This is a genomic window from Methanoculleus sp. 10, from assembly GCF_913757945.1.
In the GTDB taxonomy this organism is placed as follows: Archaea; Halobacteriota; Methanomicrobia; order Methanomicrobiales; family Methanoculleaceae; genus Methanoculleus.
In genome coordinates, this window is record NZ_CAJYDP010000004.1 from 92,999 (window position 1) to 105,703 (window position 12,705).

Annotated in this window: 14 protein-coding genes and 1 tRNA gene; 8 read left to right on the plus strand and 7 right to left on the minus strand. The window is 63.1% G+C overall.

The features are described 5' to 3' along the window. Window positions 1-484 precede the first annotated feature (484 nt). A complete protein-coding gene (locus QZ408_RS05730; RefSeq protein ID WP_292490261.1) occupies window positions 485-631 on the plus strand; it encodes a hypothetical protein in 147 nt (48 codons plus the stop codon). On the opposite strand, the gene QZ408_RS05735 is transcribed toward QZ408_RS05730, so the two are convergent. The 4 genes from QZ408_RS05735 to QZ408_RS05750 are packed head-to-tail and all read right to left on the minus strand — an operon-like array spanning window position 632 to window position 4,701. Further along, entirely contained in the window at window positions 632-1,357 is a 726-nt protein-coding gene (locus tag QZ408_RS05735) for an MBL fold metallo-hydrolase (protein ID WP_292490262.1), read from the minus strand. It abuts the gene before it with no gap. Window position 1,358: 1 nt separating this feature from the next. Beyond that, window positions 1,359-2,648, minus strand: coding sequence for an ATP-binding protein (locus tag QZ408_RS05740; RefSeq protein WP_292490263.1), 1,290 nt, complete (start codon window positions 2,646-2,648; stop codon window positions 1,359-1,361). 44 nt (window positions 2,649-2,692) lie between these two features. Continuing rightward, the gene (map, locus tag QZ408_RS05745) at window positions 2,693-3,574 is read right to left on the minus strand and encodes a type II methionyl aminopeptidase (protein WP_292490264.1); all 882 of its coding nucleotides are present in this window, start codon (window positions 3,572-3,574) and stop codon (window positions 2,693-2,695) included. Continuing rightward, the gene (locus QZ408_RS05750; protein ID WP_292490265.1) at window positions 3,571-4,701 is read right to left on the minus strand and encodes a Xaa-Pro peptidase family protein; all 1,131 of its coding nucleotides are present in this window, start codon (window positions 4,699-4,701) and stop codon (window positions 3,571-3,573) included. The genes map and QZ408_RS05750 overlap by 4 nt, the downstream gene beginning before the upstream one ends. Window positions 4,702-4,760: 59 nt before the next feature. Between QZ408_RS05750 and QZ408_RS05755 the strand changes: the two genes are divergently transcribed. From QZ408_RS05755 to QZ408_RS05765, 3 genes are all read left to right on the plus strand, one after another. Next, window positions 4,761-4,994 (plus strand): hypothetical protein, encoded by a 234-nt coding sequence (locus tag QZ408_RS05755; protein WP_292490266.1) that lies wholly within the window; start codon window positions 4,761-4,763, stop codon window positions 4,992-4,994. A gap of 34 nt (window positions 4,995-5,028) precedes the next feature. Beyond that, the gene (locus QZ408_RS05760) at window positions 5,029-5,328 is read left to right on the plus strand and encodes a hypothetical protein (protein ID WP_292490267.1); all 300 of its coding nucleotides are present in this window, start codon (window positions 5,029-5,031) and stop codon (window positions 5,326-5,328) included. A gap of 39 nt (window positions 5,329-5,367) precedes the next feature. After that, window positions 5,368-5,440: transfer RNA gene (locus QZ408_RS05765), tRNA-Asn, on the plus strand. A 1,441-nt stretch (window positions 5,441-6,881) separates the two neighbouring features. Here QZ408_RS05765 and QZ408_RS05770 read toward each other — a convergent pair. Together QZ408_RS05770 and QZ408_RS05775 are read right to left on the minus strand one after the other, a co-directional pair. Continuing rightward, window positions 6,882-7,115, minus strand: a complete 234-nt coding sequence (locus tag QZ408_RS05770; RefSeq protein ID WP_292490269.1) for a hypothetical protein — start codon at window positions 7,113-7,115, stop codon at window positions 6,882-6,884. Window positions 7,116-7,332: 217 nt separating this feature from the next. Next, window positions 7,333-8,592 (minus strand): transposase, encoded by a 1,260-nt coding sequence (locus QZ408_RS05775; RefSeq protein WP_292490270.1) that lies wholly within the window; start codon window positions 8,590-8,592, stop codon window positions 7,333-7,335. Between the two features lie 467 nt (window positions 8,593-9,059). Between QZ408_RS05775 and QZ408_RS05780 the strand changes: the two genes are divergently transcribed. Both QZ408_RS05780 and QZ408_RS05785 read left to right on the plus strand, forming a co-directional pair. Continuing rightward, entirely contained in the window at window positions 9,060-9,206 is a 147-nt protein-coding gene (locus QZ408_RS05780) for a hypothetical protein (RefSeq protein WP_292490271.1), read from the plus strand. 247 nt (window positions 9,207-9,453) lie between these two features. Further along, a complete protein-coding gene (locus QZ408_RS05785; protein ID WP_292490272.1) occupies window positions 9,454-9,861 on the plus strand; it encodes a hypothetical protein in 408 nt (135 codons plus the stop codon). A gap of 38 nt (window positions 9,862-9,899) precedes the next feature. On the opposite strand, the gene QZ408_RS05790 is transcribed toward QZ408_RS05785, so the two are convergent. Continuing rightward, window positions 9,900-10,568, minus strand: a complete 669-nt coding sequence (locus tag QZ408_RS05790; protein WP_292490273.1) for a hypothetical protein — start codon at window positions 10,566-10,568, stop codon at window positions 9,900-9,902. Window positions 10,569-10,986: 418 nt separating this feature from the next. On the opposite strand from QZ408_RS05790, the gene QZ408_RS05795 reads away from it, so the two are divergent. Beyond that, the gene (locus tag QZ408_RS05795) at window positions 10,987-11,505 is read left to right on the plus strand and encodes a hypothetical protein (RefSeq protein WP_292490274.1); all 519 of its coding nucleotides are present in this window, start codon (window positions 10,987-10,989) and stop codon (window positions 11,503-11,505) included. After that, the gene (locus QZ408_RS05800) at window positions 11,502-12,695 is read left to right on the plus strand and encodes an ABC transporter substrate-binding protein (RefSeq protein WP_292490275.1); all 1,194 of its coding nucleotides are present in this window, start codon (window positions 11,502-11,504) and stop codon (window positions 12,693-12,695) included. The genes QZ408_RS05795 and QZ408_RS05800 overlap by 4 nt, the downstream gene beginning before the upstream one ends. Window positions 12,696-12,705 lie beyond the last annotated feature (10 nt).

Genomic DNA, 12,705 nt, shown 5'->3' on the forward strand with positions numbered 1-12,705 from the left:
GTTCACGTATCCCGGGAGGCCGTGGAGCTGCAGGGGCTATCGCTGATGGCAAAATCTCGCTCCGGCAGCCCCCGGGTATGATCTGGGGCCGGGAAACGAAACCGATCGAAGTCTCCGGCTCCTGTGGGCTATCAAATGTGATATATCCGATGGAGACGTCAACGTTCCTCCCCATAATGTTTCTGTGCGTCGCGCTGAACTGTCATTGCGGCCCCTGCCCGCCAGACCCCCCGATCTACAGCGATCGGCTTGATTCATGGGTGAGACGGCCGGACTCCAGTCGAAACCGACCCTGACCGCCATACCGGGGGTTTGGGAACACACCCCGACCTGAAACCTGCATACGTTCCGCGGATACCGAAACCCGGCGGCATCGTAGGCCTGCTTGCGGTGCTCCCCTCCACACGGAGGGAATGCGCGCAGCGGTGCGCCGGGGGCCGGATAGAGACCATGCTATCAGGACAGGGGTATCAACTACACCCAGATGGTCTTCCGCCTGGAGGACCCGGACCCCCACGACTGCATGACCGCTCCGATGATCGTGGTCCAGGTTAACGATTCGTGCGGGGTTTCTGCCGCCTACGAGACCTACCCGTCGCATATCCCGGGCTGCAGGGGAAGAGCCGGATGATCACCAGCAGAACGTCTCCATATCGTAGCCGGCGTGCGGCATCCCCGGCGGCACCATATGGCTCATGTGGACGCACCGGTAGTCCCGGGCCCCGACGTCGCGGGCGAACCTGACCGCTTCGGCGTAGTTCATGTGCTTGCTGATATTGTAGCCCTCGGGAGCGATGGCGTCCACGAAGAGGAGGTCGACATCGGTGCCGTGGAGGAGGTCCCGGCTCTCTTCTGGGATATCCTCCCGCGTATCCGAGGTATAGGCGACCGTGACACCGTCGTGCTCGATCAGGAGGCCACAGGTGTAGACCGGAGGATGGTTCACGGGAAAGAACGTGAAGGTCACGCCGAAGAGGTCGAACGGCTCGTAGACCGGGACCGGGTGCTTCTCGAACGGCAGAAAGTGGAGGTAGCGGGAACAGTACTCCATCACCGGGGGCGCCGCGTAGGCCGGCGGGACTCTCTGCACCCGGTAGAACTCCCCAAACCCGATGAAGTGGTCGTAGTGGCCGTGCGACCATACGACCGCATCGATGCGGGGCGAGCAGGCCCGGAGGAGCTGCTGGCGCAGGTCCGGCGATGACTCTATAAGAATGTGCTTTCCCCCCGTCTCGACGAGGAGGGAGGTCCGGAGCCTTGATCGACCCGCCGCCGCCATCGCCCGGCAGTTCTCGCAGTCGCACCCCACCTTCGGTGTTCCGATGGCGTCGCCGGTCCCAAGCAGCGTTATCCGCATATCAGTATCCGGTGCCGCGGATGACATTGCGCTCCTCGACCCTGAGGAGACCCTGCTCGATATCCGCCGGACCGAGGTGGCGCCGGTCTTCCATCAGCGCCGAGAGCACCGCCTCCTTCATCATCATCCGTATGTCCGAGCCCGAGAACCCCTCCGTCCGGGCGGCGAGGTCCGCGAAGTCGCAGTCGCAGTCGAGTGTAGCCGCAACCTTCTCGATGATCGCCTGCCGCATCGCCTGGTCGGGGAGCGGGAACTCCACCACCTCGTCAAACCGCCGCCACGCCGCCTCGTCGAGGATACGGGGATGGTTCGTCGCCCCGATGAGGAGGACGCCGTTTTTGACGAAACTGATCTGGTCAATGTTTTTCAGGAGCATGTTCACCGCACGCTTCATCGCGCCGTGGTCGTCGCTGACCCGGGTCTTTGCGACGAAGTCGAACTCGTCGATGAAGAGGATACAGGGAGAGAGTTTCTTTGCGAGGTCAAAGATGCGGTCGATGTTCTTTGAGGTCTCGCCCAGGTACTGGGAGGTGACCATCGCGAGACGGACCTCGAGCACCGGCATGTGGAGCTCCCGCGACATGGCAAGGGCAAGCGACGTCTTCCCGGTGCCGGGCGGGCCGACGAAGAGGAGCCGGCCGAACTCGTAGATGCCGTGCTCCTTTAAGAAGTCCCGGTGCTCGAGGGCGACAGCGATCTTTCTGATGATCTCCTCCTGCCGCGGGGTGCAGACCAGTTTTTCGAGCGTGGACTCGACCTCGTCCGGGGCGCTGATGATGAGCAGGTCGCGCGCCTCCCGCATCTCCTCGCTCCCGGCGATGAGCCGGGAGACCTTCGCCTCCATGTACTCCTTTGTGTCCTCAAACCGGGGGTTCTTTGCCCGGATGTCCCGGTAACGGACGGTGATACCGTCCTTCCCTTCAAAAAAGTAGGCAAGGACGGGGTTCTCCCCGACCCTCGGGGCCCCGCCCTTCTTGAGGAACCATCCTGCCGCTGCGTCGAGCGAGGGGAGGCTCAGGCGCTGCCCGAACTCGTCGTAACCGACGAACGGGTTTTGGCGGACGGCCTGGCAGACGGCATCCGGGATGCCGAGCGTCTTTTTGATCGCCCCCTCGCTCACGACCAGGGGACGCTTCACCTCGGTGCTCCCGCCGCTCCCGGCCCCGAAGAACTCCCGGCAACGCGGGTGGAGGTCGTTGATGTCGAGAGCCTCGTTCCGGTTGAATATCTCCGCGGTGAGGAGGAGTTCCACGACGGCGAGGACATCACGCGTACCCGTTTCGATGGTCATGTCTATGAGCAGACATATAGGCGCGCGACATCAATAAGCGTAACTCACCGGGTGGTGACCTCGCAGCCGTCGGCCGTGACGATCAGGGTATGCTCTGCCTGCGAGACGAAGGAGCCGGGGACATCGTGCAGCACCGGGAAGGGGTGGAGGATCCCGGTCCGCACGAGCGTCGCGAGCCCGATCTCGACTTTGTCGCCCGGGACCCAGCGGCGGGCGAAGGGGAGCCCGCGCCGCGGCCGCGCCGTCTCGAGGACCCTTTTTGCCGAGGGGAGGCGGGCGGGCCGGGCCGCGACCTGCCGGTAGATCTCCACGCGCGCCGCTTCAACGACCTTCCCCGACCCCGTGGTGGCAAAGGGCTCGATGGCAAAGACCATGCCCTCCTCGATGACGGCCCCGCCGCTCATCGCGACGTTCGGGATGGTGGGTTTCCCGTGGAGGTTGTAGCGGTCGAGGCCGTGCCCGGTGAGGTTTGCCACCGGTTTGTAGCCGCGCTCCTCGATCGCTGCCTGGATGGCCGCCCCGAGTTCCCCGGCGGTGACCCCCGGGCGGACGGCGGCGATCGCCGCCTCGAGGGCGGCGCGGGACGCCTCGACGAGGGGCGCGTGGTCGCCAAGGTCGACGGTCATCGCGGTGTCGGCGATGTAGCCGTCGATCTGGACACCGAGGTCGACCTTGACGAGGTCGCCCCGGGCAAACGTCCGCTCGTCGCCGGGCATCGCGGTGTCGTGGGCCGCGGCCTCGTTGAACGAGACGTTGAGGGGGAAGGCAAGGAGCGCCCCCTCCTCCGTCACCATGGCTTCCGTCGCTTCAACCATCTCAAGGAGGCCAGCCCCCTCCTTCACGAGCCCCGCGCCCCGGCGGAGCACCCGTCGTGCCAGCGCTCCGGCTTCGCGGTAGGCGTCGTAGACAACATCATCCATGATCATATGGTTAGTTCCTCTTCGTATTGGGTGAACCGGTCAAACCCGGTCTCTGTCACCGCGCCCATATCCTCCAGGCGGACGCCGCCGGTCCCGGGGTAGTAGAGGCCCGGCTCGATGGTGACGACGTTCCCGGCGGTGAGTGCCCCGCCCAGGGGTCCGAGCGACGGTTCCTCGTGCACCTCGAGACCGACGCCGTGGCCGAGGCTGTGGGTGAACCCGCGCATGTTGCTCTCGTAGCCGCGGTCGCGGAAGAACTCGACCACCGCGTGGTAGAGGTCGGCGCCGACGGCCCCGGCCCGGACCAATGACGCGCCGAGGGATTTCGCGTCCCTGACGGCGTCGTACATCTCGCGGATCGCGGGCGAGGGCTCGCCCTTCACGACCGTCCGGGTCATGTCGGCGTGGTAGCCGGAGAGTTCGTCCTGGGGGTAGATGTCGATGACGATCGGTTCGTCCGCAAGGAGCGGACCTTCCCCGGCATGGTGCGGGAGGGCGGTGTCGGGGCCGCAGGAGACGATGGTGTCGACGCCCCGGCAGCTGTGGGCGAGGAGGAGGGTGTGCATCGCCGTGCGGACGGCTTCGGCGGTGAGGGGGGCGCCGTCCCGGTAGAGGACGCCGGCCCTGGGCGCAGAGGAGCGGATGAGCGCGATCCCCCGGTCCATCGCGGCCTCGGTGACCCGCTGGATGGAGCGGATACGCTCGATCTCCTCCGGCGTCTTGACCGCCCGCATCCCCTCGACCGCGCCGGCGGCGTCGAGGACGACCGGCTGGAACGTCTCGAGTTCCCGGGCGAGGGCGAGCGGGAAGGTCGCCGGGACGAGGACGGGGCCGCCGGCGAGGTTCGCGATCACGTGGGCGGTCGCCCGCCAGCGCGTCTCTCCGGCTTTGATGTGCTCGAGGTAGCCGGCGTCGGCGCGGGTGACGACCGCCGCAACCGATTCCCGGACCGCCCGCTCGTGCTCCATCTGCGAGACGACGACCATCCCCCGCTCGCCGGGCTTTGCCACGTAGAGCACGGGGTCGGTGGTGCGGAACCGGGTCAGGTAGCGCACGTTGGCATCCGCCGACGAGCCGTACGCCGCGTATGCTGCTGCCCCGGCATCCCGGATAGCAGAATCCAGTCCATTCATTCTACCAACTCTTTTGTTGAAACCACAAGTACTTTTACCACCGCGTTCAAGTATGAATAATGGATGAGGCAACCAAACAGGTCTTCAAGGGCAGGTTCGTCGTACTGGCGGTCATGCTGAACATCATCATCCTCTGTTTCGCCATGGCTGTCTTTGTCCTCCTCCGGTTTGCACCTGAGGGGACCCTCGGTCTTGTGATCGGGGTCATCCTCCTCGCCGTCGGGGCGGTCTTCTCCATATCGTTCCGGAAGCGGTATTATCAGACGAAGGCCTGGCTGCACGAACAGCCGTAACGGGCATGAACCTATGGTATCTCGACAGGCGGATATGCTGAAGAAGTTGAAATCCGAGATCGAACTCGTCTCAAGGCACCTTGAGGTGATCCGGGCGGTCGTGGAGCACCAGCCCATCGGCATCATGAAACTCTCCGAGGTCCTCGACCTCCCCTACCACCGGGTCCGCTACTCGCTGCGGATCCTCGAGCAGGAAGGGTATATCCGCGCCTCGCCGGCGGGCGCGGTGGCGACGGCGCTCGCGGCCGACCTTCTTTCCGGCCTTGAGGGCGAGATCGACGAACTGATCGGTCTGCTCGTGACCATCCAGGAGGAGAATTCCCGTAATCTTTAATAAGGTTCAGACGAGACATTATAGAGCACTTATTCCGGTGCCGCCATAACTCAGTTGGTAGAGTGGCTGGCTGTTAACCAGCATGTCACAGGTTCGAGTCCTGTTGGCGGCGTCATTCTTTTTGTTCGTATCCTGTCGCACCATCTATGGTTGAGATCCGCTGGCGGCGTCCTGTCCCCCGGAACTGATCTCCTGCAGGGTAGAGCGGACATAACTGGTTTTCCTGCTTGCCCCGAGCGTATACCTGACACCCTGCCCCCGGAGAGGAAGGTATAAGTACCATGTGGCCCCCCCCGGGGCTGTATGAGGGCGCTCGATGCCACATGAGGTATCCATCACTATCCACTGCTTCTGCAGAACACCAAAATAAGGCATCATGCTCCAGTAGTACACGAAAAACCATCACACAACATCGGTTCCCCCGTGGGTGAACAAGGGGACATTCTGCTTTCCCTCATGCAGACACCTCCTCCGGTTCAGGAGAAGAACGAGAGGTGAACAGACGTGAGGATGTTGAGATACGAATTTGTAATCCTTGTCAGCCTTCTATTCGTCGCTTCCATCGCTACCGCATCAGCTGCAGGGCCCGGTACCAACGAAAGCAGCCAGATATCGGACCTGACGCAAGCCCTGTCGCTTGGACTCTTCCCAACACAACCGCAGTCGCCCGGGGCTTACCCCACACAGCCGCAATCGCCGTACTCGGGCGGAATTCCTGTGATCACACCGGAACTGTTGAACGGCCTCCAGTGGCAGCAGGACCCATCGGGCTCAGGGATGTTATTCGCCCTGGATCAAACGCAGGGACTGATGTTCTTCTACCATCCGGATTATCCGGACATACTCTTAATCCGGACCGCTGACGGTACAATCTACGGTTATATCATAAGCACCGGCATGCTGCTGCGGTATGACCCTGCGACCCAATCGTTTACCGCCGTCACACAGGGATCTACTCCGACCCAGCCGCAGTCACCCGGGGCTTACCCTACCCAGCCGCAGTCACCCGGGGCTTACCCTACCCAGCCGCAGTCACCCGGGGCTTACCCTACCCAGCCGCAGTCACCCGGGGCCTATCCCACCCAACCACAATCGCCGTACTCAGGTGGAATCCCTGTGATCACACCGGAACTGTTGAACGGCCTCCAGTGGCAGCAGGACCCATCGGGCTCAGGGATGTTATTCGCCCTGGATCAGACACAGGGGCTGATGTTCTTCTACCACCCGGATTATCCGGACATGCTCTTAATCCGGACCGCCGACGGTACAATCTACGGTTACATCATAAGCACCGGCATGCTGCTGCGGTATGACCCTGCAACGCAGTCGTTTACCAGCGTCACACAGGGATCTTCTCCCACCCCGCAGGGATCTCCTTCCGCCCCGCGGGGATCTACACCGGCCCCCCAAGGGGGCAGACCCTACGCGTGACCTCGAAGCACCGGGCAGCCTGCACGAACAACCCCGTCAAACTTTTTTTGGGCTGCCCCCCGGGGCAAACGGCCCGTAATAGACCCACCCCACCGCGAGCATCGCGATGACGGTCCAGACGGTCACCCACCGGAGGTAGGGGTGAACGGGATGCCGGGGGTCGTCATCCCGGGCATATGCCCGACCAGCATCGGGATCAGCACCAGGGCCGAGAGGACGGCGATCACCCGCATCGCCCGGTTCACCTCGCAGGAGACAGTGTTGATGTGGAGTTCAATCAGGGAGAGGAGACCTTCCCGGGCACTCCCGGTGGGTGTGCCGGAGTCTCCACTCCTCGGCGGTGAATGTCTTTGCACCGCTACGCACAACCCCACGGAGAGGTGCCGAACGTCCGGCAGGGCTACCTGCTCCAGGGTGACCGACCGGAGACCAGGAGTTTCTCCGGTTGGTGCCCCCTCTCGCCGGCGTCCTGCTTCCCTGCTGCCATCAGGCACTCGGCGCTGCAGAACAGTGCGTTTCCGCCTGTGGCTCCCCGCTCCGGCGAAAACTCTCGCCCGCAGTATTTACAGTGAACTACCCCCCGCTTGCGCAGGGGGCTTCCTGCGAGTGTCCGGGGATCACAGGGATCCTCGGACCTGTTTGTCGCAGATTACCGGCGAACTGTCGGTAGCCCGTCCACAGGGCATTCTGTGATAGGAACCGTACCATGATGTTGACCGCACTGTTGTGGTCGCGATCGATGCAGTTCCCGCAGGCACAGTCCATAACGCGTTTCCCGAGCGGCATCTCGTGAACCGCTCCGCAGACACAGCAGGTCTTCGTCGTGTACTGTTCATCGATTGTTATTACTCTCTTACCTGCAAGGGCTGCCTTGTAGGTCAACAATCCGATGAACCGTGAGAGGTGTCCCGCGTTCTGGGTGGCGCGGTTGAGCCCGGGCGTGGCCTGCTTTGACTTCGGCATCTGCTTGACGGAGAGGTCACCGACCAGGATTGTGGCGGCCCGGGTGTTTTCCACGAGTTTCCTGCTCACCTTATGCTGGAAGTCTCTGAGCTGGTTGCTCCGCTTCCGCTCCATCGTCCGCTTGGCACGGTTGAGTCTCTGCCACTGCCGGCTCTTCTTCTTGCAGTGGTCTCGTCGGGACTGCACGGCATCGATCTTCGGGTTCCAGTACTTATCCGGTCGGGCGTTGGTGACTTCAAGGAACTTCCCGTGGCTGTTGACCGCGACATGCTTCGTGACCCCGAGGTCCCAGGCCTGGTAGATCCCGTTGTCAACGTACTTCTGGCCCGGCTGAACCTCGTGGATGATGGAGATGTAATACTCCCCCTTCAGGTCGTCGTAGAAGAGATCCACCTGCTTGACGTTGACGAACGTCCGATCTTCGGGCAGATCGAACGCCAGCGGAATGTCGTTGTAAAAGTGCGAGAACCGGATCCGGCCATCGTGGATCTTGAACCCGCTCTGGTTGTAGCGAAGCGTGCAGAAATGATCTCTCCCCTTGAACCCCGGGGGGTTGGCGTCTTCATCGCCGTTCTGTCGGAGCGCGAAGAACGACTTGAAGTTGTCGTCCAGCGATTTGAGGGTGGTCTGCAGAACTTTGGAGTAGACCCACTGGTACTCGGGATACTTCTTCTTCAGTTCCGGAAGAGCGTTCGCCTGCTGCACATACCCGATGTACTGCTTGTCGGCCCGATCCTTGTTCTCCTGATAGTTCTGGTTCCGTTCGGCAAGAGCGAAGTTGTAGAGTAACCGGCACTTTTCGGAGAGGTGCCAGAGCACATCGGCCTGATCGGGTGTCACCTGAATCTTGATCTTGGTGGCAAGGTGCATCTGAATACTCTCCTGCGGACTCTCGCATGAGTATGCGCTGTCATTTGTCATAGAGATATGGGATCAGAGGACACGAGGATCGCAGGGCGAAGGGGCTCCGCTCCCATCCCCCAGCTTGCGCAGGGGGTCTTCCCGCTCTGCCCCTTCAACCCCGCAGAGATAAACAGATTCCGGCATGATAGTTCACCCGGAGGGGGAGAAGGCGCGCCAGACGATAAATTTTTCCACCGGTTCCAAAAAACTGCCTTCACGGATCTCATCTTAGGCGTTCCCTTCGATGAACCCGAGAGGAAAGATCGGGCGGGAGAGATGTGCCCTTATCGTGGGGATCCAGAGTCGGCCTGAACTCACACGGCGTCCCGCGAGCACCCCGATAAAGGGCCCGTGCAGCCCCGGCAGGACACCGGCACGAAAGCAAACCTTCCTGACCACGACAGTCCAATACCATGCACGGATAGGTGGTTGAGATGCCGAAGCTGGTACTGATCGATGCGGGGACCGGGACGCGGGTCCGGCACCGGATCCGGAGCATCAAGCAGGCCGTAAAGCAGCAGGAGTGGTACGAGGCGAAGATCGGGCGGCGTATCCGGATCGAGAAGGTTTTTGACCCGTAACGCTGCTCCCGGCGGGTCCGCTGAAGGATGAAGGGTCCACCCCTCACCTCAGCCACCCCAGCCTGTAAAAGATCCACCCCACCGCGAGCATCGCGATGACGGTCCAGACGGTCACCAGGAGGCCGGACCCAGAATCCGGCATCACCGGGTATACAGTCCCTCCCCGTATATAGCAGGTGGCGATCGGGTGCCGGGAACCCGTGAGCCCGCGAAACGCTGATAGCCCCGTCCAGCGTACCTGACGATCATGCGTGATGGAACGGCGGAACCGGTCTCGATCAGGGCGGCCCTTGCGGCTGCCGAGGTCTCGCGCCGGGAGAAGAGGAAGAACCCGGCAATAGCCGCAGGGCTCTCGCTCGTCTTCAACGGCCTCGGACAGGCCTACAACGGGCAGTTCACAAAAGGTGTCGCGGTGCTGCTCGGAAGCCTCTTCGGCCTCTTTCTCCTGATTGTGCCGGGCGTGGCGGTCTGGCTCTGGGGTGTCTACGATGCCTGGGCCACGGCCCGGCGGATGAACGAGGGCCTCGTCCCCTACCGGGAGACGAGCACGCTCACGATCGTCGCATTCCTGGCCGTCTGGGCGGCGACGATTGTTGTGCTCTCGTTAGCGTCGGCGATGCTGCTCGTCGCGATGGGACTGCAGGGCATGGTGTAGCCCGCCTCCCCATCCGGGATACCCATACCTCCCATCATCTATAACCTCCAGGCCGGATTTCTGTCATATTTCCTGAAATTGTAGTAGTCGCGCCCATACCGGTTCTTCAGGCCGACGATATCAGCGACGACGACCGCACACGAATCAACTACGGACTCCGGCACCTGATATACAATATATCCCTCATACTTTCCGTTCCGGTCCACCCACACGTTCCCGCGATAAACCTCCCCGATATTCGTCAGGTGGTCCGCCTCGGCGGATACCGGATAGTAGGTTCTGCCGTTGCCTACCAGGCTGAACTGTTGTGCCGGCGGCGCATAGATGGTGGTCTGATAGCCATCTCCCCGGTGTCCGCGGTGAGTGACCACAACGTGAACGAAGAGGTAGCGCCATCCCTGGGGCGCAGTGATTCTGATAGGCTCCCCCGCAGGCTCGTACCCGCCGCGGTCGATGGATGAGACAACCTTCAGAGATATCTCGTTCTCCTCGTTTGCGTCCCGGAACATCACGATCTCCCCGAGGGGCAGTGAACCATCGTCTTCTTCGGGGGGCAGGGGGTCACGGTAGTCGGTGATCAGTGCAGGCGCCGCCGCCGCGGTCGTGGGGTGTACTTCGTAGTCGTACGATGAGCGGGGTGCTGCTGTGCACCCAGTAACGAGTATCGCGGCCACGAGAAGTGTTATAATCAGAAACGGCCTTCCCATACAGTTTAACATCTCTAACGAGAGGGATAAGGGTTCTGATTTTACCCCACCTCCCCGGATAATCCGGAGCGGTCGCGCCCGTCGACCGGTGCGAGGAAGGCTTGCGTTTGGGGAACCTCCGGGATCAACAGGCACCCTTCGCACGCATTCGAGTGGACCGGTGCACGGTCCTCCCATGACACATGAAGCGAGGCCCGGGATGGGCCACCGGTTTGAACCGGCGGTAGCCGGCATCCTCCTGCGCACGGGGCTATATCTCCCCGGGCTCCGGTGCCGCTCCGTCTCACACCGGTGAGACCGGGATGGATCTCCCCGCCCGGAGCCCGCTATCATCCCGATATACCCCGGAGCGCCAAACCTGCAGACTTGTTAGCACAATCAGAAACATTCATATCACAAAATCGATAACAGAAAACGGATGATACCCCTCCCGGCAAACCGCCTCCTCTGCATCGCCCTGCTACTCATGGTCGTCCCGGCCGCCGCATCCGGGACCCCGGTCACCCGGGCGCTCTCCACCGCCGAACCCGGGGCGGGCGAAACCTTCACCGTCTCGCTCTCGATCGAGGGCATGGCCCTCGGCGGGGTGGTCGAGACCCTGCCGGCCGGCTACGCCTTCGCGGGGACCGACCTCCCGGACGACCGGGTCCTCGTCCGGGAACAGAAGATCGCGTTTGCGGTGATGAACGATACCCGGATCACCTACTCGGTCCGGGCCCCCGCCTCCGGGAGCGGGGAGATCACCGGCCGGTGGGAAGACTTCATCGGCGGGACGGACGGTGCCGTCCCCGCGTCGCACGTCGCTGTTGACGGCATCGAGACGGCGGCGGCGAGCGGCGGAGCGGACCCGGCCGTCCGGGAGGCCGGGTCGCCGTTTGCGGTCCTCGCGGCGGTTGCCGGCATCCTCCTTGCGGCAGGCCGGGGTGGTCGGCGATGAACCGCCACCTCCTCCTCGCCGTCGCGCTCCTCCTCATCGCGGCAACGGCCTCTGCCGCCGGCATCCCCGGCGACGCTGACGGTAACGGGGTCCTCGACCAGCCTGAGTACACGGCCGCGGTCCTCACCTACCTCGTCGGCGAAGGAGGCCTTACCCGGACCGATATCCAGGATGCCACATGGGTCCTCGCCCGCTGGGACGGACGCCCCCTCGAGGTCACCGACTCCTCAGGGCAGACCCTGACGCTCTACCGCCCCCTGCGCCGGGTGGTGACCTTCACCGGCGAGTCCCTGGAGACGCTCCGGTCGCTCGGGTTCGATATGGAGAAGGTCGTCGCCGTCGACAAGTACAGCCACGCAAAGAGCGCCTTCTTCCCCGGGTTCCAGGAGAAGGCGAACGTCGGTTCGATCTGGTCCCCGGACATGGAACGGGTCCTCACCCTCAGGCCGGACGCGGTCTTCCTCTACGCGACGATCAGCACCGCGGCCTGCGACGAGATCCAGCAGAAACTGGAGGCGAGCAGCCCCGGCACCCGGGTCTTCCGGTTCGACTGCTTCAAACCCGCCACGTATCCCGGGGAGATCCGCGCGATCGCGGCGGCGACCGGGTGCGAAGACCGCGGCGATGAGTTCGTCGGCTTCTACGAATCGGTCATGGACGGGATCAGAGCCGGCACGGCCGACGTCCCTGAAGACGGGAAGACCCGGGTCTACTTCGAGTACTGGACCGATTACAAGACCTTTGCATCCGGTTCAGGCTACAACGAGAAGCTGGAGATCGCCGGGGGATACAACCCCTTCGCCGGTGAATCCGCCGAATATCCCGAGGTCGACCCCGAGGCGGTCATCGTCAGCAACCCTGAGGTCGTGGTCAAACTCACCGGCCAGAAGCTGGCGGCCGGCGGGTATGCGGGACACGACATCGCGGCGCTCGAGGCGACCAGGTCGGCCATCCTCAAGCGGCCCGGGTGGACACGGCTCGCCGCGGTAGCGGACGACCGGGTCCACGTCGTCCACTCGGATATCCTTGGCGGCGCCCAGCACTTCATCGGGACGGCCTACCTCGCGAAGTGGTTCTACCCGGAGCGGTTCGCCGGCCTCGACCCGAACGCCATCCACCAGCGCTACCTCACCGAGTTCCAGGGGCTTGACTTCAACCTCGCGTCTGAGGGCGCGTTCGTCTACCCCTGACCGGGAAGGT